We start from the raw sequence: 26,406 nt of genomic DNA on the forward strand, positions 1-26,406 counted from the left end.
TTAACCCTCCGCTTTCAGTTCCAGGATCAGATCACGCAATTCAGCTGCACGCTCGAAATTGAGTTCCTTGGCCGCACTTTTCATCTCTTTCTCCAGAGATTCGATCAGCTTGATCCGTTCTTTTTTCGTCAATGCCTTCGCCTTTTTGTTTGCTTCGTATTCCGCCGGCTGTTCCGCCACTTTGGTCGCTTCGATGATCTCATGCACTTTCTTGCGGATCGTCTGCGGCACGATGCCGTGTTTCCGGTTGTATTCCATCTGGATTTTGCGCCGGCGTTCCGTCTCATCGATGGCTTTTTTCATCGAGTCGGTAATCGTATCGGCGTACATGATCACTTCTCCGTTGGCGTTCCGTGCCGCCCGCCCGATCGTCTGGATCAGGGAGCGTTCCGAACGGAGGAATCCTTCCTTATCGGCATCGAGAATGGCGACCAGGGAAACTTCCGGCAAGTCCAATCCTTCCCGAAGCAAGTTAATGCCGATCAATACATCAAATTCACCCAGGCGCAAGTCACGCAAAATCTGCATCCGTTCAATCGTTTTGATATCCGAATGCAAATAGCGCACCCGAATCCCCATTTCCTTCAGGTAATCCGTCAAATCCTCCGCCATTTTTTTGGTCAGGGTGGTAACCAGAACCCGCTCGTTCCGTTGGATCCTCTTTTGAATTTCCCCGATCAAGTGGTCGATCTGTCCCTGGATGGGATGAATGTGAATTTGCGGATCAACCAGACCGGTGGGGCGGATAATCTGTTCAACCACTTCCGGCGCTTTCTCCAGCTCATAAGGTCCGGGCGTGGCCGAAACAAAAATGATCTGGTTGATCTTGTCCTCGTATTCCTCAAATTTGAGCGGGCGGTTATCCTTGGCGGACGGAAGGCGGAATCCGTGCTCCACCAGGACATCTTTCCGCGCCTGATCCCCGTTGTACATTGCGCGAATCTGGGGAATTGTCACATGGGACTCATCGACGATCATCAAATAATCATCGGGGAAAAAGTCAAGCAAGGTATACGGCGGTTCGCCCGGCTTCTTCCCGACCAGGTGACGTGAATAGTTTTCGATGCCGGAACAGAAACCGACTTCCCGCATCATTTCCATATCGTAACGTGTCCGTTGTTCAAGGCGCTGCGCCTCCAGCAGCTTGCCCTGATCCCTCAGCTCTTTCAACCGTTCTTCCAGTTCCGCCTCGATATCCCTGAGCGCCCGGTCCATCACACCGGAACTTGTCACATAGTGAGAGGCCGGAAAGATGGCCACATGCTCGCGTTCCCCGAGAATTTCCCCGGTCAGGACATCGATTTCACGAATCCGTTCAATCTCATCACCAAAAAATTCGACCCTGACCGCCTGCTCACTCCGGGAAACAGGGAAGATCTCCACCACATCCCCGCGCACACGAAAGGTCCCGCGGGTGAAGTTCAAATCATTGCGCTGATACTGGATATCGACCAGTTTGCGCAAAATCTCGTTCCGATCCCGTTCCATACCGACGCGCAAAGAGAGAACAAGGTCGCGGTATTCCTCCGGTGAACCCAAACCATAAATGCAGGAAACACTCGAAACGATAATCACATCGCGACGCTCAAACAGCGCGCTGGTAGCGGAGTGGCGCAGCTTGTCAATCTCATCGTTAATCGAGGCATCTTTTTCGATATACGTGTCCGTCGCCGGAACGTACGCTTCCGGTTGATAATAATCATAATAGCTGACAAAATACTCAACGGCGTTATGCGGGAAAAACTCCTTCAGCTCCCCGCACAGCTGGGCCGCCAGCGTCTTGTTGTGAGCAATCACCAAAGTCGGTTTATTTACACGCGCAATGGTCTGCGCAATCGTAAACGTTTTTCCTGTACCCGTCGCACCCAGCAGGGTTTGAAACCTCTTTCCCTCCCGGATGCCTTTTACCAATTGATCAATGGCCTGCGGCTGATCTCCTTGAGGCTGAAACTCAGAAACGATCTCAAATTTCCTTTCCATCCGATTCACCTCTTTTCCACTCTTCGTATTATATCATATCGGTTGACATAAAGAGAACGTAAGTTCTGTGACTTGTGCTGTTCCTCCGTTATACGCCTCAGGTTCCTGCCTCAAGGATTCCCTTCTGCGAAAAAAAAGAACCCCGTGCAGCAGAGGTTCAAGATAAACTTTCAAACAGGCGTGCTGATTTGCATGTAATTCGGGAAGTTTCAGGGAGAGGAAAGCGTTTTATACTCTTCGATCGGTTCCGCCTCCGGGTCGGGAATGGCTCCGACCACGCCCAAGTGCCGGGGATCGTCTTCATACAAAACTTTCTGCATAATATGGTGGTCGTTCCGCTCATCGAGCACTTCCAGTTTGCAAAAAGTGGCATTTTCCGAACAGCGGATCAAATCCTCCATTGTCCGGATGCGGCTGCCATTAAACCGCTGGATGATATCCCCTCTTTTCAATCCCATCTCAGCTGCCGGCGACCCGGGAACCACTGCCAGCACCTTCATCCCCTTCTGATCGGAAACGTATATCGGTTCCCTTCGCTTTTCAGCCATCCTCCCCCATTGATAAATCATTTCATGGGCCATGAGCGCAAAGGCAGCGGCAATCCAGACCGCTCCATCCCAAACGCGCATCAGGCCCAAAATGGCGCACAGTCCGAGGCCATAAAGAAGAGTCAAGGTGGAAACCAGCCGTTTTTGCTGTTTCAGCGGTTTGGAGAGAGTGACGCTGCTGAAAGACAGAAAAACTGGCAGGGCAAACGGATGGGCTTGATGAAAAAGAAGCAGGGGAACCGGCCATCCCTGTTGCAGCATCAGCCCGTTCACCTCTTGCCCGCCGGCTCGTTCGGCAATGATCGGATAAGCACCATAAGCCCCGTCCAGCCGGATCAGGAACCATTCCAACAGATGGAGAATCCCGACCAGCCAAAGCCAGTAGCCGATGGAAAAATGCTGCAAATGGCCGATCAGTTGATTCCACGGAGCCCCGACAGGCGGAAGAGGGAATATTCGCAAAAAAAGGCTGGCCAGGGAGAGCAGCCCGACGGAATAAGCCAGGCAAACGAAACGAAATCCGGCAATCGCCAGCAAAGCCATACACCCGAGAACGAAAAGCCATTCTTCCTCTCCAATTCCCCAGTCAGACACAAGCAGACAAAACGAAACGAACAGACCGGCACCGGCCCCCAGGAACAAAGTCCGGAAAAAAAGGGATGTTGGGGACTTCAGAGTACAACCAAACCACTTTTGTTCATAATGTTTCAGCCAGGCTGCATAAGCAAGCGAATAACAGACGGACGACAGATAGGCGGGATGCCAAAACACAGAAAACCACTCCCATAAGAACGGAAGTGGGGCCTTCCACAACAAACCCAACTTTCATTCCTCCAAATCAGGCATGTTTCTCAGCCACAAATACTGGACTTAAACAGAGGGATTACTGCTTTCCAACCATGCAATTCAATACGCCTGCCTTCAAATAAAAAATAACCCCAACGGAAATTATTGGGGTTATTTCTACATTCAGAGGGAAAATCCCTTTATTTCATTTTTTTCTTCATCCATTCAATCGCCACTTGCAACGGAACGTCATTTTTGGGGTCCTGCAGGAAGTCGATAAACGCTGAACGGAGCTGATCGGCGGTTTTCCGGTCAAACTGTCCGGTGACCGGAAGATTTTTCGTCTCCTGGAACTCCCTGACCGCCTGTTCGGTACGGCCGTCAAAATAGCCATCCTGCCGTCCCGGATTGTAACCCAGTGCATCGAGGATCATCTGCATGTTTTTCACATCACCGGAGTTGTCATCCCGTTTTAACGGCTTTGACGGCTGTGGCGGAATCGCCTGCGCATAATCCGGCAGCGAAACCGGCACGTCCGGCTGGATCCCCTTACTGCCGCCATGTTGATCGATCCAGTTCCCTTTTGGTGTCAACCATTTGGCAATCGTCATCTTAATGTTGCTGCCGTCCTTGAAATCCTGCGTCGTTTGCACGGTTCCTTTGCCATAGGACCGCTCGCCGATCAGGGTGGCACCGGCCGATTCTTTCAATCCGGCAGCCAGAATCTCCGAAGCGCTGGCGCTCCCTCCGTCGATGAGCACAGCGATCGGGTACGGTTTGGGCTGATCCAGCTTGGAAGTGAATTTCGTCTTGTTCCCGTTTCGGTCTTCGGTCATCAGCACCACCGAATGATGAGGAACCAGTTCATCCAGAATATCGAGCACGACCGGCAAAATTCCGCCAGGATTCCCGCGAACATCGATGATCAAACCTTTCATCCCCTGTTTTTCCAGGCCGGCCAGGGTTTTGTGAAACTCTTTTGCGGTGTCCTCGGAAAACTGGTTGATGGTAATGCGCCCGATCCGGTCTTGCAATATCTTGCCTTCTACGGTCTCCATGGCGATTTCATCGCGTACCACCGTGATGTGAATAAGATCATGCACACCGGGCCGCATGATGTCCAATACCGCTTTGGTTCCTTTGGGGCCGCGAATTTTGCCAACCGCCTCGTTGATGTCCATTCCTTCCAGGCTTTGCCCGTTCACCTTGATCACTTGATCTTCCGGGCGCAATCCCGCTTTTTCCGCAGGTGAGCCCTTAATCGGTGATACAATGGTCAGGCGCCCGTTTTTCATCGTGACTTCTGCACCGATCCCGGTAAATTTGGACTTCAGATCTTCCTGGAATTGAGAGGCCTGATCCGGGCTCATATAAGTGGAAAACGGATCTCCCAGCGAATTGACCATTCCGGAGATCGCGCCGTCGATTAGCTTCTGGTCGCTGACATTGTGAACATAGTTGGCCTTGATGAAGGCAAAGGCTTGTTTCAATTTGTCGGAATGGGCATCAAAAGCCGCTTCCTGCCGAGCCAGGTCGCTTGAGAACAAAGCCCCTGCTTTCCATTGATCGAGCAGCCCGCCGTCCCCTACCACGAGCACGGTTCCCAAACTGCTGAAAATCATGGCGACAACGACGATGATCGCAACCGTTCTACCTCTGAATATAGTAAACACCACCTTTTGGCCGCTCTTGAGACAGATAGTTTGCCCGGAGCCTTGTACATTTCCAACTTATGATTTGACATGTGAAAATAGTCATCAAAAATACTGCCCCTTGGCAGAATGGAGCAGTCCGACCGACCGCTCCATCCGTGTTACTTCATATAATCCATTGGATTATACGGTTGTGGTCTGTCCCCGTAACCGATCCGCACTTCAAAGTGCAAATGGGGTCCGGTGGAGTTCCCGTTGCTGCCCATGGAGGTGATCTGTTGTCCGGCTTTTACCTCTTCACCCACTTTCACTTTCACCTGATACGGGTAGCTGTGCGCGTAACGGGTAAAGAAGGGCTTGCCGTGATAATCCCCGTGATAAATCGTGATCAGCCATCCATACCCGTAAGAGGGGCGGCTTGATACAACCACGCCATCGGCCGCGGCATAGATCGGTGTCCCCAGGCTCCCGCCAAAATCCATTCCTTCATGAAGCTTTTTCGTATGGAAAATCGGGTGAACACGCCAGCCGAAAGTGGATGTGACCGGCCCGTTGACCGGTTTTCCCAGCGGACCTGTCCACGGGAAATGCAGTTTTCCTGCCTTCCAATCCGCCAAGTTGATTTTGATGATTTCATCTTCATAATCATCTTCCATCGCTTCAACCTTGGACAATTGTGAGTTCGTCTTGTTCAGTTGCGCTATCAACGATTGATAAGCTTTATTTGCCTGTTCAATGTATTTGTTTTGCTCCTTGATCTTTTCATCCAATTTGGCTTTCTCACGCAGCACATCGTTCAGCACTTTCTGCCGCTCCGCCACCAGTTCATAATCACGCTCGGCGATCAACCGGACTACCTCAAACCGTTTTAAGAATTGGTTAAACGAATTGGCCGAGAGAAGCTGGGCCAGGTAATTGGTCTCCCCTTGCATATACAAAACGCGGATACGAGCCTTAAATTTTTGGTCAACTTCCTCTTTTTCCTTTAATTTCTCCTGATATCTTTCCTCAATCGGGTCCGCTTCTTTTTGGATTTCCTCGATTTTCTTCTTTGCGTTTTCCATTATTTGTTGTTGCTTCGATATATTTTCATTAATTTGATTCTTCTCTTCCAAAACGGACTGCTTCTGTTTTCGGATTTCGTCAATTTTTTGTCTCGTTGCCGATGATACTTCCGCGTGTGTTTCAGAGACCGGAACGCCGGTGACCGCCAACGCTGCCGCCAGCGTAAATGCCAACCATCTCCTCTTCATCGTTTGAAGCGCCTCCCATATCGAGCTGTTCCTGCAAAGGGTTTCTGCGTTCCCCGTCGTCCCTTCCCAAAAGACCAAACGCGAAAAACCGCTGAAAAGCTACAAATCCCGCATCAGGGAGCAACGATTTCTTTCATCTCATCAACTAAACCAAAAAAATGAAGAGCCGACCCCACCGCGAAAAACTGCAACGGGATCGTCCCTCGCCCTTCCCCCATTGGAACCTATTTCAGATACGGCGCAGGGTTGACGGTTTTTCCATCCACATGAACCTCAAAGTGGAGATGTGGCGCGGTGGAATCGCCATTGGTTCCCACTTCGGCGATCACCTGGCCTCGTTTGACGACATCTCCCTTTTTAACCTTGACCGTTTGCTCGTACATGTGGGCATAAAGAGTGGCCAAACCGTCTCCGTGATAGATGACGATGATGTAACCATATCCGTTGGAAGGCCGGGCTTCAATCACTTCCCCTGCTTCCGCCGCACGAATCGGCACACCCAAATCGGCACCGATATCCATCCCTTCATGCATGCGGTATGTATGTTTTATCGGGTGATAGCGCATCCCGTACGGAGATGTGACCAAACCGCCAGCAACCGGCCACAACAGTTTTCCATCACCGGCGGAGAGATGGGCAGAACGCGCTCCCTGCTGCTCCTTGCGTGCCGCATCCTGCTCCGCCTTGGCCACGAGCCGGTTCAATTCTGCCTGCTCTTTTGCATTGACGTCCTCTAAATTCTCCACACTTTGGCTCAGCTTGGCAATCAACTCTTTATGCTCCCGGTAGTCAGCCTGCAATTTGGCATAAAGATTCTCTGCCCGCTCTTGTTTATCCTTCATTTGCGCAAGCATTGCCTTTTGCTTCTGTTCCGCCTTTTCCAGTTCGGCTTTTTTTCGCGTAAGCCCGGCAATCGCCTCCTGGTCAGCTCTGTTCATCATCGACAGCATATCATATCGCTCCAAAAACTGACCAAATGACGAAGAATTTAAAAGCAAGGAAAAATAGAACATGCGCCCTTGCAGGTAGTAATTGCGCACCCGTTCAACATATAGCCGCCGTCGCTTGTCCACTTGCTCCTTCAACCTGGCCACCTGCGCCTGACCCTCATTCACACTCTGTTCGAGCTGCGCGACCTCCAAATCGAGTTGGTTCAGTTGCTTTCTGGTTGTTTCAATTTGGTTTAAAATCGCTGCCTGATCCTGCTGCGCCAGTTTCTTCTTTTTTTCCAGCTGTAAAATCTGTTTATCTCGCTCTTTGATGACTTCCTTTTTCTGTTGGATCTCAGAGGAGTTTGCGCTCGCAAAGGTGTTCGGATGGGGGATTAAAGAAAAAACCAGCACAAAAGTAAACATCCCAGCCACAAGTTTTTGCTTCACCTTGCTCCTCCTCAAATCAATCATTTTTACACTTTCAGGAATCGTCGAACGGAAATGATACTTCCGATCGTTCCGATGGCAACCCCCAGTGCAAAAATACTGATCGTGACATAAATCCCCAGGGAGACGACCGGCATCAGTTTCAGAATCGCTGCTGCTTCACCGGCTCCGAGGACATTATAGAAAACCTGATAAATGGTAAGTACGATCACAACCGGGAAAATAGCCCCGACCAATCCGATGAAGGCCCCCTCAATGAAAAACGGCCATCGGATAAACCAGTTGCTCGCTCCCACCAGGCGCTGGATCTCGATTTCCCGCTGGCGGGCGATAATCGTCAGCTTAATCGTATTGGAAATGAGGAACGCCGCAAGCACGGCCAATCCCAATCCGAAAATAAGGACGATGTTGCGCAGCATACTGGAGAAATTGAGCAACTTGTCCGTCACGCCCTCACCGGCTTCCACGCGCTCAATTTTATCACTGCCGAAATTCTCAATCTGTTTCTTCAGGCTTTCGACATTCTTCGGATCTGTCGGTTCAACCGTAATGATATCCGGGAGCGGGTTTTGCCCTTCTCCGTCCAAATCCTTGAACAGCTGTTCTCCTCCCGGTCCCCATTCATCGCGCATCTGCCTCAGGCCGACGTTCTTGGGGATCAGCGTCGCATTCTTAACGCCCGGAAGCTGCTGAATCTGCTCTGTGAGCTGCCGCTCCTGGGCTCCGGTCATCGACGGGCTGAGTGCCGCGCGAATCGCAACCTGCTTCTCCAGTTCTCCTGCCATGTAGCGGACATTAAAGGCAGTGATCAAAAAGAGCCCGAAGATGAACAGCGTTACCGCCACTGCGCTGACTGCGGCAAAACTCATCCAGGAATTTCGCCGCACCCCGCGGTACGCTTCCCGAAAATGTCGCATCATGGTCTCAATCTTCATACCCATACTCACCTCCCAACTCGTCGCGCACGATCACGCCCTGCTCGATGGCAATGACCCGCTGGCGCATGGTGTTCACAATTTCCTTGTTGTGGGTGGCCATCACAATGGTCGTGCCAAACTTGTTGATCTCCTCGAGCAGATACATGATATCCCAGGAGTTTTCCGGGTCCAGGTTTCCTGTCGGCTCGTCGGCAATAATAAAGCTGGGATTATTGACAATCGCCCGCGCAATCGCAACCCGTTGCTGCTCACCGCCTGACAACTGAGAAGGCAACGCGTGCATCCGGTCGCTCAAACCGACCAGTTCCAGCACTTCCTGCACACGGGGCTTGATTTTACGCTTTGGCGTTTCCACCGCTTCCATGGCAAACGCGACATTCTCGTAAGCCGTCATATTGGGAAGCAACTTGAAGTCCTGAAAAACGACGCCGATCTTGCGGCGAACATGCGGGATTTTCCAGTCGCGGACGCGTTTGACATTCACGCCGTTGATCAGCACGATGCCATGCGTCGGTTTTTCTTCACGGTACATCAGTTTGATAAACGAACTTTTCCCGGCTCCGCTAGGGCCGACGATATAGACGAACTCCCCTTGGTCGATACGCACATCAACGCCACGGAGAGCTTCCACTCCATTCGGATAAACTTTCCAGACATCATGCATTTCAATCACGAAACTCACCCCAGGAAACATGATAAATGATCGTTCACTCTTAATCTATTTTTCTCCTACATTACTTAATAGTACCAAAAAAGGCCAGATCCTTCATCTGGACACCAAAAGTTAAAAAAACCTGAAAATCCCGCTTTTTTCGGCCTCTCCCGAAACTACTTCCCTATTATAACACCATTCTTTCATTTTCCCAGGTATACATTTTTCAAAATCAAATTTTATTCAAATATACAAAAAACCCCAACTGTCAGGAGTCAGGGTTTCATAAAGAAAGCGGTCACCCAATGGCAACTATTGGAAAACACTGGATAGCCAATCCATTATTTTCGCAATTTCGCTTCTCTTGCTGTTCAACGTGGCCATCACTTGTTCTTTTGCCGTCCCGCCTTCACTTTTCCGCGCTTCCACCACTTGTTCCAACGCGATTTTATCATAAATATCCTCATTGATCTGCCCGGCAAAGGAACGAAACTCCGACAATGAAAGATCGGTCAGATATTTGTCTTCCCGAATGCAGTAAAGAACCAGTTTTCCCACCACTTCATGGGCTTGACGAAACGGCATGCCTTTGTTCACCAAGTAATCGGCCAGATCGGTCGCGTTGGCAAAACCAAATTCGGCATTTTCCCGCATCTTTTTTTGGTTTACCTTCATCGACTGGATCATGGGCACCATCAGGCTGAGCGAGCCGGTCAGCGTCCGTACCGTATCAAACAGCCCCTCTTTGTCTTCCTGCAAATCCTTGTTGTAAGTGAGCGGTAGGGCCTTCAATGTCGTCAGCATCGCCATCAAGTGACCAAAGACACGTCCGGTTTTCCCCCGCACCAGTTCGGGAATATCCGGGTTTTTCTTTTGCGGCATCATGCTGCTGCCCGTACAAAAGGCATCGTCCAAGGCAATATAGTTAAACTCTTCGCTCGCCCACAAGATCAACTCTTCGGACAACCGGGACAGATGAACCATAATCAAGGAACAAATGGAATGAAACTCGACCAGGAAATCGCGATCGCTCACTGCATCCATACTGTTGTCATAAATGCCGTCAAATCCGAGCTGATTGGCCACCATCTTCCGGTCGATCGGAAAGGTGGTGCCGGCGATGGCCCCTGCGCCGAGCGGACAGAGATTCACCCGTTTGAAGCTGTCCTTCAGCCGGTCGATGTCACGCTCAAACATGCTGACATAGGCGAGCAAATGATGCGCCAGCCTGACAGGTTGAGCCCGCTGCAGGTGGGTGTACCCGGGGAGAATCGTATCGATGTGCTGTTCCGCCTTCTCCAGCAGCACCTGCTCCAGCTGCACCAGCAGGCGCACCAGTTCGATCGTCTGTTTGCGCACATACAGATGCAGATCGAGCGCCACCTGGTCATTGCGGCTCCGTCCGGTATGCAGCTTGCCCCCGACAGGACCGATCTCGTCTGTCAGGATTTTTTCGATATTCATATGGATATCTTCATGCTCGACGGAAAAAGCAACTTCTCCCGAACGCACTCTGGCCAAAATCGATTCCAGCCCTTTGATGATTTGCCCCGCCTCTTCCGGGGACAAAATCCCGCACGCGCCGAGCATGGTCACATGAGCGATGCTCCCCTGGATATCTTCCTCGGCCAGTTCCTGATCAAACGAGATCGAAGCATTAAACTCCTCCACCCACCGATGGGTTGGCTTGGTAAAGCGTCCGCCCCAGAGTTTCATTCTCCCCCTCCTCTTTATGCACGCTTGCATAAATATGCGTAGGCAGTCCCCACAATTTAATAAAACCAACGGCTGCTTTGTGATCAAACGAGTCCTCATCCGTATAAGTAGCCAGCTTTTCATTATAGAGGGAATACGGCGACGTTCTGCCCGTCACAGTCGCCTGCCCTTTAAACAGCACCACCCGGACAGTTCCTGTAACAGGCGCCTGCGTTTCCTTGATGAAGGCGTCCAGCGCTTTTTTCAGAGGGGAGAACCAGAGGCCGTCATAGACCAACTCCGCCCATTTTTGCTCAACGGCTGGCTTAAACCGCGCCACGTCCCGTGTTTGCGTCAGATGTTCCAATTCGCGGTGAGCATTGATCAAGACCGTCGCACCCGGCGTTTCGTAAACCTCCCGCGACTTGATTCCCACCAAACGGTTTTCCACATGGTCAATCCGCCCGATTCCATGTTTTCCGGCCAGCTTGTTCAACACGGCAAGCAGTTCGTGGAAAGGCATGCTCTTCCCATCCAGTTTCACCGGAACCCCTTGTTCAAACGAGAGCTCGATCACATCCGGCTCATCCGGCGTTTTGCCGAGCGGATGGGTCCACTCGTAAGCCGCTTCCGGAGGAGCAGTCCACGGGTTTTCCAATTCTCCGCACTCACAGCTTCTGCCCCACAGATTTTGGTCGATACTGAACGGGTTATCGAGATCGATCGGGATGGGAATCCCGTGTTTTTCCGCATAAGCGATTTCCTGTTCCCGCGACATCCCCCACTCGCGCACCGGAGCAATCACTTCCAGTTCGGGAGCGAGCGCGGAGACGGAGACGTCAAAACGCACCTGGTCATTTCCTTTCCCCGTGCAACCGTGCGCCACGGCAACCGCCCCTTCCTCCTTGGCCACCTGCACCAGCACCTGGGAGATCAAAGGACGGGACAATGCCGAAACCAAAGGATATTTTCCTTCATACATGGCATTGGCCTGCAGAGCCGGAATCAGAAAATTCCGGGCGAATAAATCCTTGGCGTCGACAACGATTGATTTGACCGCACCGACTTTCAGCGCTTTTTGTTTGACAAAATCAAGATCCTTCCCCTCTCCTACATCCAGCGCGACCGCAATTACATCAAATCCGTAATTTTCCGAGAGCCACTTTATCGCAACCGATGTATCTAAACCGCCCGAATAGGCCAATACGACTTTTTGTTTTCCCATTCGAATCCCCTCTTAATAAAAATTCATCTTCATGAATTATTATACATTCCTTGCGCAAAAAATCCACCCCCAATTGCAAAAGATAACATTCATGTTTTTGGCAGTGTAAAATCTTGAATATTTCCCATTCCTAAAAAAGCGCGGGGATTCCACTGACCGGCCATCGAATGCGGAGAGGAAGTTCCCGCAACAAAAAAAGACTCCTCTTTATACCAAAGGAGTCTTTCTTTTCCTTACATTGATTTCGCACTGTTCTTCACTTCGGCCGGTACGGTAATTTTCCCGTTAAATTCCCCTTTGAGGATCATTTCCAGGTGCTGGTCGACCGCCAGATCAGAAGCGGATATTTTTGTGTCCACCACTTGTTTCGTCTGCTTGAATGTTTTTGCATCAATCCAGATTTGTTGCTTGTAGTTTTCAATTTTAATCTGGTTCGGGTCGATCGTGATGAAGCCTCCTCCGCTTTGAATCCCCGCGGCAATCTGATCCTTCAACATCTTGTCAAAAGAGGGATCGCTTTTCAGAGCGGCATAATCAACCTCCATCAGATAGGAACCGCCCACTTTTTTCACGGATACGCCCTTGGGCAATACATTGCCTCCCAACTGTTCAATCCATTTATCCAGTTGCTTCAACCCCGAAGCCGGGTCATCGGAAGAATCGAGCGAAGAGGTGTCAACGGCAACCGTCGTCCACCCCTGGGGTGTATGGTTATACATCGCATTATCAGCGACATAGATTTCAACCGGAATCGGGCTTCCGTTCGCATTCACCGTTCCTTTGGTGTGCATGGCCACCGGGTGCGTGGTCACATCGACATTGGTATCCATATTCATATTGACCGTTTGTTGTTGCCCAAACACTTTGGTCTGCGTATTTTGTTTCAATTTCATTTCGTAAGTATAGCCTTTTTCACTCATGGCTTCCACTGATTTTTCGATGACTTCAGTCGGAGTCAGCTCTTTTGGTTTATCAGGGGAATCCGAAGCAGAACAACCACTAACCATGAGTGCACCGGCAACCAGGATACTAGAAACACGTAACCATAAATTGCTCATCATTTATCTCCTTTATTAATAAAAATATAATCTATGTACGATAATATCATAAATAGATGTTTCTGTATGTTTCAATTATGTCAAAAATAGATAATTTTAGATATCCCTTCATAATGTTGCAACAGGGGGTTTTCCCGGTGGTGGGTTATAATAAAAACGATCGGAATTTGTCGCCATCATCCGTGAGTGGAAGTTAGACACGCCGTAAAGGGATTGGTGCTCCTGCGCCCGACATTCAGCAAACTTCCACGGAAAACAGGTTCGATTACACGGATCCAGGGGGGATTCAAGTGATACGCACGCTCGTCTATACCACGGACGGGAAACTGCTGGAAAATATACCGCCGGAAGAAATCCAATCCCTTTCCTTTCAGTGGTATTGGGTCGATTTTAACACCCCGACGATGGAGGAAGCGCACCAACTGAGCCGATTCCCGTTCCATCCGCTGTCGGTGAAAGAGTGTTTGCACGGCCTCTCCCGGCCGAAGCTGGAATACTATGAAAACTACATGTTTTATACCATACACAAATTAAACCCCCATACATGGACAGCAGAAGAGATTGCTCTGTTTACCGGCGAAAACTTTCTTGTCTCATTTCACTATCAGGAGCACGAGGAATTGAACGAACTGTGGGAGCGCCTGCTCTCCGACGATGAAACGAGGAAAAAGGGAATCTCGTTCTTCTTATATAAGGTGATGGACAAGGTTGTCGACCAGTATTTCCCGGTTGCGCAAAAGTTGGAAGAGCGCATTGATGAATTGGAAGCAAAGACGAGACGGCATTCGGCCAAAATCCATTTCCTGATGAACGAAGTATTTACCATTCGCGGACAGTTGCTGTCCCTGCGCCATATAGTCTGGCCGATGCGCGACTTGCTCTACCGGATTCTCAATTCAGAACGGGTTTCGCTGACGGCAAAGGACAGGCCCTATTACCGAAACGTTTACGCCCATTTGGAAAAATTGGCCGCCATGATTGAATCGAGCCGGGAACTGACGGCGGACATCCGCGACAACTATCTCTCGCTCAATGCATACCGCACCAATTCGATCATGATGGTTTTGACCGTGATTACGGTCATCTTCATGCCGCTCACCTTTATCGCCGGCATCTACGGCATGAACTTTGACTATATGCCCGAATTGCACTGGCACTACGGCTATTTCGCCGTACTCGGATTGATGGCGCTGATCGCCTTGTTGATGTACATCTGGTTTAAGAAAAAAGGCTGGTTTAACGAAGACTAGAGAGAATCCAGAGGAGACGCAACTTATGTGGAGAAACATCATTTGTCTGGGAAGCGCACTTTGTCTCACCCTTCTGACCGCTTGCTCCGGTCCGGTGACCCACATCGAGGCCGCCAAGACGGACCCCACCCATTCCCATGAAACAAAGGCTTCCGCCACAAAACCCTCACCTGCCGCACAGATGAAACAATTGGAACAAACGCTCCTAGAGCGATACGGGAGTGAGTCGCCCCATCGGTGGGGAGAACACTTTCCCGGGATTATCGACCGTCTCCCGACAAAGGAGAAAGTCATCGCCCTCACCTTTGATGCATGCGGCGGCAAACACGGGAACGGATATGACCGGGAGCTGATCGATTATCTGAACAAGGAACGGATTCCGGCGACATTGTTCATCAACAGCCGCTGGATTGAGGCAAATCCCCAAACCTTTATGAAACTGGCGCATAACCCTCTCTTTGAAATTGAAAACCACGGGACGGAGCATCGCCCGTTATCCGTCACTGGCCGAAGCGCTTACGGAATCGGGGGAACCAAAAATGCCGCGGCGGTGATCAACGAAGTTTTGGGAAATGACCAGCTGATCACCAGACTTACCGGGCGCAAGCCGAAATTTTTCCGTACCGGAACCGCTTTTTATGACGATGTAGCCGTCAAACTGGTATACGGATTGGGTGAAAAGCCTGTTAACTACGATATTCTGGGTGACGCCGGAGCAACCTACAACACCCGTCAGGTCGAACAAGCCCTGCTCACCGCAAAACCCGGTTCGATCGTGATCATGCACATGAACCAACCAAGCCACGACACGGCAGAAGGCGTGATCAAAAGCATTCCGCTCCTCAAGAAAAAAGGCTTCCGCTTTGTGAAACTGGAAGACTATTTACATTAGCGAAATGCCAAAAACAAACGGCCATCCCAGACGTGGACGGCCGTGACAAATCCGAAAAGCGGTTCAAATTACGGGAACCGCTTTTTTATATGAAAGTGATGCAGTCCGGGGTGTAAAGACCTTCCCCTCCTGTTTTTCTTCTCTTTCATCCTGAGACTGTGCCGATAATCACTTTGCCGAATCATCCGGGATTGGAACAAGATCGAAGATGTCTCCATTTTTAAACGCCTGAACCAACGCACGGAGCCAGGCATAATACTGTTTGGATTTGGCCAATTTTTGCAAGTCCCTTTCCACCAGGGCTGCCTCATCCGGAGACAATTTCGGATCGGTCAACAGATCACGCAGCTTTTGCTCCGTTGAGTTCAGCGCTTTTTCATTGATTTCGATCTCCTTCTCCCATAAATAAACAAAAAATTCAATAAATGAGTGAAACTGGTCCTGTTCTGCCTGATACAAATCCTTGCGGACCCCTTTTTGCCATTTTTTCTGAACCAGTTTTAACCGGGATAATGCCCGGACACCCGTGCTCATGCTCGTCTTGCTCATCCCTGTCAGTTGACGCATCTCATCCAAAGTCATCGGTTCTTCGTGAAAAAACATGATGCCAAAAAGACGTCCCATCGAGGGGCTCAATCCATACATTTCCATCGTTTCCGCCAGCGATTCGATATAGTCGCGGCGGGCTTCTTCCAATTTTTCATAATGCGGCGCCACATATGTCACTCCTTCTCTATCAAATTTCTTGCGTTTTATTCAGAATCAGCCGCGTTTGCATTCACGATTTGGTTAATCAACACATCTGATGAACGACCTGGTTTTCCTTGCAAAGTACTTCACAAATCTTAACCACAAGAAAAATGTTTGTCAAATATGTGAAAGGGCATGGCCGGTCAGGGGCACCCGGCTTCCCTTTCGAGTTTTCATACTTTAATCCCAAAGTTTTGCCGATCAAAAGATGGATGTTTTCTCTACGGAGAGCGGGCTGGGTTGCAGCCGGTCACCAGTCATGATATCGTAAAAGTGTACAGTTTGTACAGAAAAAACTGTACGAACTGTATTAAGAGAGGAGGGAAATGCTTTGCAAACGAAACCGATGTGGATTAACGGCGAGTGGGTTTATGCAGAAGACGGCCAAACCCGGTCCATCATCAACCCCTGCAATCAGGAAGTGATTTCCGTCGTGGCGGAAGGAAACCGGACGGATGCGCAAAATGCAATCAAAGCTGCGCGCAAAGCGTTTGACGAAGGAGAATGGCCCCGGCTGCCCGCCCCGGAACGCGGTGAAAAACTGCGCCGGATTGCCAGTCTGATCAGAGAGGAGAAACATGAATTCGCCCGTCTGGAAACATTAAATACCGGCAAGACACTTGCGGAAAGCGAAGCGGATATGGATGATATCGCCTCCGTGTTCGACTACTATGCCGGTCTTGCCGACAAGGACGGCGGCGAAATGCTTCATTCCCCCCTGAAAAACAGCGAAAGCAAGGTTGTCCGGGAGCCAGTCGGGGTATGCGGGATGATTACCCCCTGGAATTATCCGCTCTTGCAGGCATCATGGAAACTGGCTCCGGCACTTGCGGCAGGCTGCACAATGGTGTTGAAGCCGAGCGAGATCACCCCTTTAACCACGCTGAAACTGGCCGGGTTGCTCGAAAAAGCCGGAATTCCCAAAGGGGTGGTCAATATTGTGACCGGTCCCGGTGAAACCGTGGGGGCTGAACTGTCCGAATCAGCAGATGTTGATCTGATTTCCTTTACCGGAGGAATCGAAACAGGCCGGAAAATCATGAAGGCTGCATCGCGGAACATGAAAAAAATCGCACTTGAACTGGGAGGAAAAAATCCCAATATCATCTTTGCCGACAGTGATTTTGAGACAGCGGTCGATTACGCGTTAAATGCCGTTTTTTTTCATGCAGGACAAGTTTGCTCTGCGGGCGCCAGGCTTTTGATTGAAGAAAAATGGCATGACCGGTTCGTTAAAGCAGTGGTGGAACGAGCCAAACGCATTCGGCTGGGAAGCGGGCTGAACCCGGATACGCAAATGGGTCCGCTCATCTCAGCTGAACATCGGGACAAAGTGGAAAAGTACATCGCCATCGGAATCCGGGAAGGCGCCAAGCTGCTTACAGGCGGGAAACGTCCCGACGGCCCCGAATTCGCCCGTGGATTTTTTATTGAACCGACGATTTTTGACCATTGTACAAGCGATATGCGGATCGTGAAAGAAGAAACGTTCGGGCCCATTTTGACGGTTGAAACCTTTCAAACCGAAGAAGAGGCGATTTCCCTGGCGAATGACACCATTTACGGTCTGGCGGGTGCCGTTTGGACACAAGACATGAACCGGGCTGAGCGCGTGAGCCGCGCCTTGAGAATGGGGACGGTCTGGATCAACGATTATCATCCCTATTTCCCTCAGGCTCCCTGGGGCGGCTACAAACAGTCCGGCATCGGGAGAGAACTTGGAAAAACCGGATTGGAAGAATATACAGAGCAAAAACACGTCTATAAGAACTTGCAACCTCAACCGCTGCGTTGGTTTGGTTAATCAAACATTCTTCAGGAGGGGATCTTTATGATGAGAATTGAACAAATGCTCGAACAAAAAGCGTTTGTGATGCCGACAAAAGTGATTTCTGGCATCGGTGTGTCAAAAAACATCGGGGAAGAAGTTAAACAGCTGAACATTAAAAAGGCCATGATTGTCACCGATCGCGCCCTCTATCAATCCGGGATCATCAAGCCGATTGAGACCCATTTAAAACAGAACGGAATCGATGTTTATGTCTTCCACGAAATCGCCGGGGAACCGGATACCGAGTTGGTCGCCATGGGGTCGAAAACATTTGCTGAGCAAAAATGTGACGGATTGATTGCCGTCGGCGGCGGGAGTTCGATGGATACCGCCAAAGCGATCGGAGTTGAAGCGGTTCACGGTGAACCGGTCATCCACTTTGAGGCATCGGAAAGAGGAAAATCGCTGACAAAGCGAATCCCTCCATTGGTAACAATCCCGACAACTGCGGGAACCGGCAGCGAAGTGACCCAATGGGCGGTAATCAAAGATCCCGTTCGTGAGATTAAATTCAATGTTGGCGGACCTTTGCTCCCTGCCCATCTCGCGGTGATCGATCCCGAACTTCATCTGTCCATGCCCAAACGAATTACCGCAGCCACCGGGATTGATGCGTTATCTCATGCCATTGAATGTTATACGATGAATCAGTCCCAACCATTGACGGATGCTGTCGCCTTGCTGGCGATCGAATATGTCGGCAAATACATTCGCCGCGCTTATGCAAACGGACAGGATCTTGAAGCGCGCTATCACATGGCTCAGGCAGCAATGCTGGCCGGTCTTTCCTATGGAAGCGATTCAGCCGGTGCTGCCCATGCGATGGCGCAAACGCTGGGCGGGATGATCCCGGTCATGCACGGAGAATGCGTTTCGGCGATCTTGCCCGCCGTGATGGAGTACAACTGGATGGGAGCACCGGAAAAATACGCCCGAATCGCCCGGGCACTCGGCGTTACTGTTGAAGGAATGAGTACGGAAGACGCAGCTAAAGCGGCCGTGATCGAAGTGGAAAAACTGGTAAGAGACCTGAATATCCCCACCCTTCGCCAACAAGGGGCAGATCCGGAACAAATCGATCGCTACGCAAAGGCTGCATTTGAAGATCCACAAACCTTCGGCAATCCACGCGACTTGGATTTGGATGCATACAAATGGATTTACCGCCGTTGCTTTGGGCTGGATGAAACCGCATGATCGGCTATGATGCATCAGCAGCCTTCTTGCGCTCCCCTTTCAGTATTTTTCCGACTATCAGGATCACGACGACAATCAACCCTTCCAGCAGAATTTTTACAAGAGGATTGTCTTCAAACAGGGGAGCGATAAACTTCTCATCAGTAATCATGCGGGCAGCCGTGTAAGCGAGAACGGCCGACCCCAGATAAATGATCCACGGGAAGCGCTCGATCACTTTTAAAAACAGAGTGCTTCCCCAGACAACAATCGGCACGCTGATCAGTAATCCCAAAATGACCAGCAGAAAACTGTCATGGGCCGCACCGGCCACGCCCAATACATTATCCAAGCCCATCACGGTATCAGCGACGACAATCGTCCCCACGGCCGCCCACATGTTCTTGGCTGCTTTGACTTCGCCATGATCTTTTTCCTCATACAGCAGTTTGAGGGAAATCCACAACAGGATCAAACCGCCCGCGAGCAGCAGCCCGGGAACCTTCAACAACCATACAACCGCCAATGTGAACAAAATGCGCACGACCACAGCTCCGGCCGTCCCGAGAAAAATCACGCGCTTTTGCTGTTCCCGCGGAAGATTGCGCGCCGCCAGGCCAATCACAATCGCGTTATCCCCCGCCAGAACGAGGTCAATCACCACAATCGACAACAACGCAGTAAAAAATTCCATTGATAACCATTCCACCGGAATCCTCCCCTTCGTTTTCAGTCCCAAAAAATAGAAAAGACCTTTACTTTTACCGAAAAAGTAAAGGTCTTGCCAACAACGTCGCGTTGCCAACAAAGCCGGGGCCTTCCGCCCGTAATGACGACTTTGCTGTAACAGCTACTCCCCTTTAGCTTGAGTGGGTACGATTTATCCGCTTGTCATGTTCTAACCTATCATACAAAAGGTCGTTTGCTTCCGTCAACCGGCTTGCACCCTGGTATGGCGCAGGTTCCGGCTTTTGTAACAAACTGGTCAACATGCCATCCACGGCAAACCCCAAGATCAGGTCCCATTGTTTCCGTACTCCTTTGCCAGACCCACTCACTTGCGTTGACGCCCCATACAACCGGCATCAAATCCATGCGCGATTCCCGCTCCCAGCCCCGGCAGAGGAAAAAGACCCCCGGTTCCGCTTTTCACTTCTTTTGGAAACTCAATTCTGCTTCAACATGGACTTGGCAGTCTCTTCGTATTCTTTCAGTGCAGCCATTGTTTACACGTTTCCGCAAGCTTCCGGAAATAAATTTGCTCTTTAAACAGAAACAACCATTTATAATCAGAATTACAGAACGTCGTGACCGTCCTTCCCTACCGGTGGTGAAATGAATGGAAGAACGAAAAAAAAGATTACTCTTATCTTTGCTCGCAACTGAAACATTTGCTACAACCGAACAATTTGCCGGTGAACTGGGCGTCTCGGAAAAAACAGTTCGCACTGATCTCAAATGGCTGGATGAATGGCTGCAATCCTTCTCTGATGTCCGCCTCATCCGGCAGCCCGGAATGGGGATTTTGCTGGAAGCCCCTTCACACCGGCGGCAGGCAATTTTGAAGGCGCTATCCGAGAATGCGGAAGGATCTTTCCCATCCTCTTCTTTCAACCCGCAAAATCGCAAAATCCTGATCCTTCAAACGTTGCTGGAGAGTGACGGCTATGTCACCGCCGCACAACTGGCCGACCTGTTTTATGTGAGCAAAGCGACGATCAGCCATGACCTTGCCGAGGTGGAAAAATACTTGTCATCTTTCCGGCTGCAATTGATCCGCAAACCCAACTGCGGGTTAAAAGTGGAAGGGGATGAGCGGAGTCGCCGTACAGCAATGGCCAAATTGGATGCGGAGGAACTGCGAGGATTTCCGCACGGGCAGGGCAGGGGCTACGATGAAGCCCTGATCACAGAGATGATCCGCACCCTGGAGCGTTCCGCAGATTTCTCCTTTACAGATGAAGCTGTCGCCCGTTTGGCCGCCCATCTGGCCATCGCCGTCAAACGGATCAAACTCGGCAAAATCGTCCAATTATCGGCGGAAGAATTGACCGATTTGAAACAGCGCAATGAATATCCGCTCGCGGTCCGGCTGGCGAAGGCCATTGAACAGAAGTTGGCCGTTCGCATCCCGGAAGCGGAGATCGGCTACATGGCGTTACATCTGCTCGGAGCCAAACTCCACTACACTTCATTGGAAAAAGGCGACTCTTTCGAAAACACCTTGGCCAAGCTGGGCCCGGAAACGATGGAAATGGCCGGGAAACTGATCCGCAAAGTAGAGGAGCTCGTCCAACTGCCCCTCTCAGCCGATCAGGATCTGTGGATTGGTTTGGCCATCCATATGCATGCCGCCCTTCACCGGATTCGGCATCGCCTGAGCCTGACCAATCCGATTCTGGATGAAATCAAACGCACGTACCGTTATATGTTTGAAACGCTTGTCTTTGCCGCCAACCCACTGGCCGCTGAATTCGGGAAATCCATCCCCGAAGATGAAATCGGATATCTCACTCTGCATTTTCAGGCAGCGCTCGAACGCTTTAAAGGGAAACAAAAGCGAACGAAAATAATGAAAGCGCTTCTTATCTGCACAACCGGCATCGGCACCTCCCAGCTTCTGGCGGCAAAAATCAGGCGCATCTTTCCGGATTTGCATCTTCTTGATACCGTTTCCATCAAGGGATTGCCAAAAGCGATCGCAGAACACGGCCCCGATCTGCTGATCAGCACCGTGCCGCTGACAAATGCGCTCCTGCCGACGGTTTGCGTGACACCCTTATTTACCGAATACGACCGCGCAATCCTGGAAACAGAGCTGAAAAAACTGTCCGATCAGGAAAACGATCAGCGCCGCTATCCGGTTTTGCGCAAGCTCCTCAAGCCTGAACTGATCCGGCTCGATCTGGAAGCAAACACGCCAAATCAGGTGATTGAACTGTTGGCCGACGAACTGCAAAAACAAGGGTATGTGCATCAGGGTTATGCAGAAAGCGCCCTGGCACGGGAACAACTCTCCAGCACCTGTATCGGCGGGGGTGTGTCGATCCCCCATGGTTTGTGCGACTATATCCAAAAACCGGCAGTGGCCGTCGCCCGGTTAAAGGAGCCCATCGATTGGAATGGCAATCATGTTTTTCTCATCTTTATGCCGGCATTGAAATGGGCGGAGAAAGAAAAGGCGGAGCGCATGTTTGCCGAGCTGGCCGAGCTGGTCGAAAACCCGCCTCTTTTAAACCGTTTGCGCAAGGCAGATTCAGTCGGGCAATTTTTAGAGCATCTGTAAACATCAGGAGGTTGAACGATGAAACTTTTAGCTGTCACCGCTTGTCCGACAGGGATCGCCCATACCTATATCGCTGCGGAGAAGCTGAAAAAAACCGCTGCGGATCTGGGCATAACGATCAAAGTGGAGACAAGGGGTTCAATCGGAGTGGAGAACGAAATTACCCCGGAAGAAATCATGGAAGCGGATGGGGTCATCATCGCCGCAGACAAAGACGTCGAAAAAGAGCGCTTCCGTGGCAAGCGGGTACTGGAGTGTTCCGTCGCCGATGCCATCCACAAGACGGAAAGTCTGATCAAACGTTTTCAAGATGGAGAAGTGCCCGTTTATAAAGACAAAACGGAAAAAGCTGATACGGCAATTCCGGCTGAAGGCAAAGAGCTGAAGCAGGAGTCAAAAGTAAAACGCTATCTCTACCGCGACCTGATGAACGGCGTTTCCTTCATGATCCCCTTTGTGGTGATCGGCGGCCTGCTGATCGCCATTTCCATCGGGCTGGGCGGGGTGCCGACTGACAAAGGCTTTGTGATTCCGGAGCACTCGCTCTGGAAAACCATCAATGATATCGGCACAGTCGGCTTCCAGTTCATGGTGCCGATTCTGGCCGGATTTATCGCCATGAGCATCGCGGACCGCCCCGGACTGGCCCCGGGGATGATCGGCGGCTACATCGCGGCAAACGGCAGTTTTTACGGCAGTGCGGCCGGAGCCGGGTTTATCGGCGGGATTGTGGCCGGATTTATCGCCGGTTATATCGCCAAAGGGCTCAAAGCGCTGAAAGTGCCAAAAATGATTCAGCCGATCATGCCCATCCTGGTGATCCCCCTGCTCACGTCTTTAGCGGTTTCGCTGATCTTCATTTATATTATCGGCGCCCCGATTTCTGCGCTGATGGAAGCACTGACACACTTCCTCAACACGATGCAGGGAGCTTCCAAAATCGTGTTGGCGTTAATCCTGGGAGCGATGATCACCTTTGACATGGGCGGACCGATCAACAAAGTGGCCTTCCTGTTTGGGGCGGCGATGATCGGGCAGGGCAACCCCTACATCATGGGCCCGATTGCCACCGCCATCTGTATTCCCCCATTGGGAATGGGACTGGCCACCTTGCTGAATAAACGAAAATACTACCCCGAAGAGCAGGAAGCGGGGAAGGCTGCCCTGGCCATGGGGCTGGTCGGAATTACCGAAGGGGCGATTCCGTTCGCTTCACGGGACCCGCTGCGCGTCATTCCGAGCATCATGGCAGGAGGAATGGTCGGCTCCGTCATCTCCATGCTCGGGCATGTGGGTGACAGTGTTCCGCACGGCGGGCCAATCGTGATGCTGTTCAGCGCCATTCACAACATCCCGATGTTTATCATCGGCATTATCGCAGGCGTTCTGGTCACCGCCTTTATGGTAAACGCCCTGAAAAAACCAGTCTCAGATCAACAATAGGAGTGAATTACAGTGAACTTGTCCCAACTGATCAACCATGATCTCATTTTGCTCGACGTAACCGCGGACACGAAAGACAGTGTGATCGAAACGCTGGCGGCACAATTGAAGCAAACCGGCGCCTTGCACGATATCGAGGCGTTTAAAGAAGCGATCTTCGCCAGGGAAAATCAAGGACATACCGGCATTGGCTTCGGTGTCGCCATCCCGCACGGAAAATCGGACGCAGTCAGCACTCCCAGAGTCGCCTTTGCCCGGACGGTTTCGGATGTGACCTGGGATGAACAGAGCGGCGAACGGGCACAGTTGATCTTCATGATCGCCGTGCCGGAATCGCAGGCGGGAAATGAGCATCTGAAAATCCTGCAAATGCTTGCGGTCAAATTGATCGATGACTCCTTCCGGGCGAAACTTCTCTCCGCAACCAGCAAAGAAGGCGTGTATGCCCTCTTGACTGAGGAATAGTGACACATCGTTCTGACCAAACCGGGAGCCCGTGATCCAACGCTCCCGGTCATCTCCGTTCTCATCCTCCAAGACCTCGGTATTTTCCAACGAAAGGAGCGAGTCCATTGCATCGCTATCCCATTTTTTTAAAGCCGGTATTTAAAGAGCGGATCTGGGGAGGAACAAGGCTGAAAGAGGAATTCGGCTATGATATTCCCTCCGGGCAAACCGGCGAATGCTGGGCGATCTCCGCTCATCCCCACGGCCAGAGCATCGTGAAAAACGGCCCTTATGCCGGAATGACGCTCGGCGAGCTCTGGTCAGAGAAACCCGAATTTTTCGGCATCAGCGACAAAGCGGACACCTTCCCGCTGCTGACCAAAATCCTTCACGCTTCCAGCGATCTGTCCGTTCAGGTTCATCCGGACGATGCCTATGCCAATCTCCATGAAAATGGCGAACGGGGCAAAACAGAATGCTGGTATGTGATCGATTGCGACGAGGGAGCGGAAATTATCTACGGACATACGGCTCATAGCAAAGAAGAACTGATCTCCCGCATCAAACAGGGCGACTGGAAAACACTCCTGAAACGGGTCAAGGTAAAACCGGGGGATTTTTTCTATGTTCCCAGCGGCACCGTGCATGCCCTGGGCGCCGGCACCCTGATCCTGGAAACGCAGCAAAACTCGGACACCACGTACCGCCTTTATGACTATGACCGGACCGATGCAAACGGAAACAAACGGGAATTGCACCTCAAACAGGCGATTGAGGTGATCAACGTCCCCCATGAAGAGGCGAAAGTGGAACCGCATGTAAACGTACAGAAAGGCGGAACCATCACCACCCTGGTTCAGTCCCCGTATTTCACCGTGCAAAAATGGGAGTTGGACGGGGTCTTTCCCCACCCTGTCACTTCAACTTTTCTTTTGACCAGTGTCATCAGCGGTTCAGGGGAATTGAGCCGGGAAAATGAAATCGTTCCGCTGACCAAAGGAGACCATTTCATCCTTCCGGCCGGATACGGTCCCTTTAACATCAGCGGGAAACTGACCTTGATCGTTTCCCGGGTTTGACGGTTTGATCAAAAAAAGCCGGCGGGATTACCCACCAGCCAATATGGTTCGGGGAGGAAAGAAGGCAAAAGAGAGATCGTTTAAATTTGTTACGTCGTTTCAGCCAAGTCTTACTCAACTTCCGTATGATACGGCAAAACATGATCTGCCACTTTGTCAACCACCGGGGATCCCGGTGCCTTTTTTACTGGCACAGACGTTTTCACTTTGCTATCATAAGGTTGCGAGGAAACTTTATCATTTATATCCTGTGACGTCTGTGAAATGAGGGACTGTGCATTGGTTTTCCCGTTAAGGGCACGATCATTCGCTTGTTTCACAACCGTTTGCGCTTGCGCTGTGATGGCGTTGGCGCTTTTTTTGTTTGCTTTTCAAGCTTCGTCTTGCTGCCTGTGCTGTCTTTTGCTTGATTTGCGAGCGTTTCGGCCCGATCATTGTTCGCGGAAACTTTTTGTTTGGCCAAGAAGGGAACAGCTTGTCCATTGGCAGTCATTTGTTCTGTTTGACCGGTAAAGTCAGACAACAGCTTATCCTTGATCACACCAAACCCGGAGGCAACTTCTTCATTGCTTCCTGAAACGGATGCCGGAGCTTCGGGAGATACCGGCTCCTTTGCTGTTTCAATCCGGTTCACTTTTTCAATCGCTGCCGGTTTGACCTGATTTACCGGAGGTTTTGCCGGAATGTGATTCGCATGCAAACTTTGCGCATGAACCGTTCCGGAAAATGCTCCCCCAGCAATAAACACCGTTGCAGCCAGTGAGCAAGCCATTCCCCTTTTGGGTTCCAAACAGATCAGCTCCTTTCTTTATGTAGTGCGTTAATACATTCACTAGTTTACAAGAAAAAGATAGAAATAAAAAGGTAATATTGCCAATGTTAAAAATATATTCAAACACCTCAAAATCGCTTTCATACTAAGGGACGAATCCCTTTTCCGGTTGGTTGCAGGAAAAGGGATTGTTCAATTTTTGTTCAATACGAATCCATTATTTTACTGACGCGCATGGTCCACACGGTTCAAATCATGCAGCCGGAATCGTTGCAACCGACCACGGGTCTGCGACTCGTCCATAAATGAAAAAA

At 50.7% G+C, this 26,406-nt stretch carries 19 protein-coding genes and 1 pseudogene; 7 read left to right on the forward strand and 13 right to left on the reverse strand.

The features are described 5' to 3' along the window. The 10 genes from uvrB to I8U18_RS12720 form a co-directional block, all read right to left on the reverse strand. Nucleotides 1–1,980, reverse strand: a complete 1,980-nt coding sequence (gene uvrB / locus I8U18_RS12675) for an excinuclease ABC subunit UvrB (RefSeq protein WP_198055938.1) — start codon at nt 1,978–1,980, stop codon at nt 1–3. Nucleotides 1,981–2,189: 209 nt separating this feature from the next. Continuing rightward, complete coding sequence (locus I8U18_RS18235) at nt 2,190–3,299, reverse strand: PDZ domain-containing protein (protein ID WP_198058939.1); 1,110 nt, start codon at nt 3,297–3,299, stop codon at nt 2,190–2,192. Between the two features lie 215 nt (nt 3,300–3,514). Beyond that, nucleotides 3,515–4,990, reverse strand: a complete 1,476-nt coding sequence (locus I8U18_RS12685; RefSeq protein WP_370589198.1) for a S41 family peptidase — start codon at nt 4,988–4,990, stop codon at nt 3,515–3,517. A gap of 137 nt (nt 4,991–5,127) precedes the next feature. Continuing rightward, a complete protein-coding gene (locus I8U18_RS12690; protein WP_198064803.1) occupies nt 5,128–6,219 on the reverse strand; it encodes a murein hydrolase activator EnvC family protein in 1,092 nt (363 codons plus the stop codon). Between the two features lie 224 nt (nt 6,220–6,443). Next, nucleotides 6,444–7,598 carry a murein hydrolase activator EnvC family protein gene (locus tag I8U18_RS18240; protein WP_198058941.1) on the reverse strand — a complete coding sequence of 385 codons (1,155 nt, stop codon included), beginning with the start codon at nt 7,596–7,598 and terminating at the stop codon, nt 6,444–6,446. 26 nt (nt 7,599–7,624) lie between these two features. Then, the gene (ftsX, locus tag I8U18_RS12700; protein ID WP_033099800.1) at nt 7,625–8,533 is read right to left on the reverse strand and encodes a permease-like cell division protein FtsX; all 909 of its coding nucleotides are present in this window, start codon (nt 8,531–8,533) and stop codon (nt 7,625–7,627) included. After that, entirely contained in the window at nt 8,523–9,209 is a 687-nt protein-coding gene (ftsE, locus tag I8U18_RS12705) for a cell division ATP-binding protein FtsE (RefSeq protein ID WP_033099872.1), read from the reverse strand. The genes ftsX and ftsE overlap by 11 nt, the downstream gene beginning before the upstream one ends. Before the next feature lie 291 nt (nt 9,210–9,500). Then, nucleotides 9,501–10,904, reverse strand: a complete 1,404-nt coding sequence (argH, locus tag I8U18_RS12710; protein ID WP_033099799.1) for an argininosuccinate lyase — start codon at nt 10,902–10,904, stop codon at nt 9,501–9,503. After that, a complete protein-coding gene (locus I8U18_RS12715; RefSeq protein WP_198055936.1) occupies nt 10,846–12,108 on the reverse strand; it encodes an argininosuccinate synthase in 1,263 nt (420 codons plus the stop codon). Before I8U18_RS12715 ends, argH begins: the two co-directional genes overlap by 59 nt. 233 nt (nt 12,109–12,341) lie before the next feature. Beyond that, entirely contained in the window at nt 12,342–13,166 is an 825-nt protein-coding gene (locus I8U18_RS12720) for a DUF6612 family protein (protein ID WP_033099797.1), read from the reverse strand. Nucleotides 13,167–13,456: 290 nt separating this feature from the next. Here I8U18_RS12720 and corA point away from each other — a divergent pair, with 290 nt between their 5' ends. Both corA and I8U18_RS12730 read left to right on the forward strand, forming a co-directional pair. Continuing rightward, complete coding sequence (gene corA, locus I8U18_RS12725; RefSeq protein ID WP_052153976.1) at nt 13,457–14,416, forward strand: magnesium/cobalt transporter CorA; 960 nt, start codon at nt 13,457–13,459, stop codon at nt 14,414–14,416. A gap of 25 nt (nt 14,417–14,441) precedes the next feature. Then, nucleotides 14,442–15,308: a polysaccharide deacetylase family protein gene (locus tag I8U18_RS12730; protein ID WP_052153975.1), complete on the forward strand. Its 867-nt coding sequence runs from the start codon at nt 14,442–14,444 to the stop codon at nt 15,306–15,308. 168 nt (nt 15,309–15,476) lie between these two features. Here the strand turns inward: I8U18_RS12730 and cudC are convergent, their stop codons facing one another. Continuing rightward, on the reverse strand, nt 15,477–16,025 hold the full coding sequence (gene cudC / locus I8U18_RS12735; protein ID WP_052153974.1) for a choline uptake/conversion transcriptional regulator CudC: 549 nt from the start codon (nt 16,023–16,025) through the stop codon (nt 15,477–15,479). Nucleotides 16,026–16,404: 379 nt separating this feature from the next. On the opposite strand from cudC, the gene betB reads away from it, so the two are divergent. Then, nucleotides 16,405–17,862 (forward strand): betaine-aldehyde dehydrogenase, encoded by a 1,458-nt coding sequence (gene betB / locus I8U18_RS12740; RefSeq protein WP_198058959.1) that lies wholly within the window; start codon nt 16,405–16,407, stop codon nt 17,860–17,862. Between the two features lie 30 nt (nt 17,863–17,892). Beyond that, a complete protein-coding gene (locus I8U18_RS12745) occupies nt 17,893–19,086 on the forward strand; it encodes a choline dehydrogenase (protein ID WP_198064807.1) in 1,194 nt (397 codons plus the stop codon). A gap of 4 nt (nt 19,087–19,090) precedes the next feature. Here the strand turns inward: I8U18_RS12745 and I8U18_RS12750 are convergent, their stop codons facing one another. After that, a complete protein-coding gene (locus tag I8U18_RS12750) occupies nt 19,091–19,774 on the reverse strand; it encodes a TerC family protein (protein WP_198055934.1) in 684 nt (227 codons plus the stop codon). A 630-nt stretch (nt 19,775–20,404) separates the two neighbouring features. On the opposite strand from I8U18_RS12750, the gene I8U18_RS12755 reads away from it, so the two are divergent. The 3 genes and pseudogenes from I8U18_RS12755 to manA all read left to right on the forward strand — a co-directional run bounded on the left by I8U18_RS12755 (nt 20,405) and on the right by manA (nt 25,320). Further along, nucleotides 20,405–22,351, forward strand: a complete 1,947-nt coding sequence (locus tag I8U18_RS12755) for a BglG family transcription antiterminator (protein ID WP_198055933.1) — start codon at nt 20,405–20,407, stop codon at nt 22,349–22,351. Nucleotides 22,352–22,369: 18 nt separating this feature from the next. Further along, nucleotides 22,370–24,259, forward strand: a pseudogene (locus I8U18_RS12760) (fructose-specific PTS transporter subunit EIIC). A gap of 107 nt (nt 24,260–24,366) precedes the next feature. Next, nucleotides 24,367–25,320, forward strand: coding sequence for a mannose-6-phosphate isomerase, class I (gene manA, locus I8U18_RS12770; RefSeq protein WP_033099791.1), 954 nt, complete (start codon nt 24,367–24,369; stop codon nt 25,318–25,320). A gap of 316 nt (nt 25,321–25,636) precedes the next feature. On the opposite strand, the gene I8U18_RS12775 is transcribed toward manA, so the two are convergent. Next, complete coding sequence (locus I8U18_RS12775; protein WP_198058947.1) at nt 25,637–26,110, reverse strand: hypothetical protein; 474 nt, start codon at nt 26,108–26,110, stop codon at nt 25,637–25,639. Nucleotides 26,111–26,406 lie beyond the last annotated feature (296 nt).

It is taken from the genome of Thermoactinomyces sp. CICC 10522 (assembly GCF_016055075.1).
Lineage (GTDB): Bacteria > Bacillota > Bacilli > Thermoactinomycetales > Thermoactinomycetaceae > Thermoactinomyces_A > Thermoactinomyces_A daqus.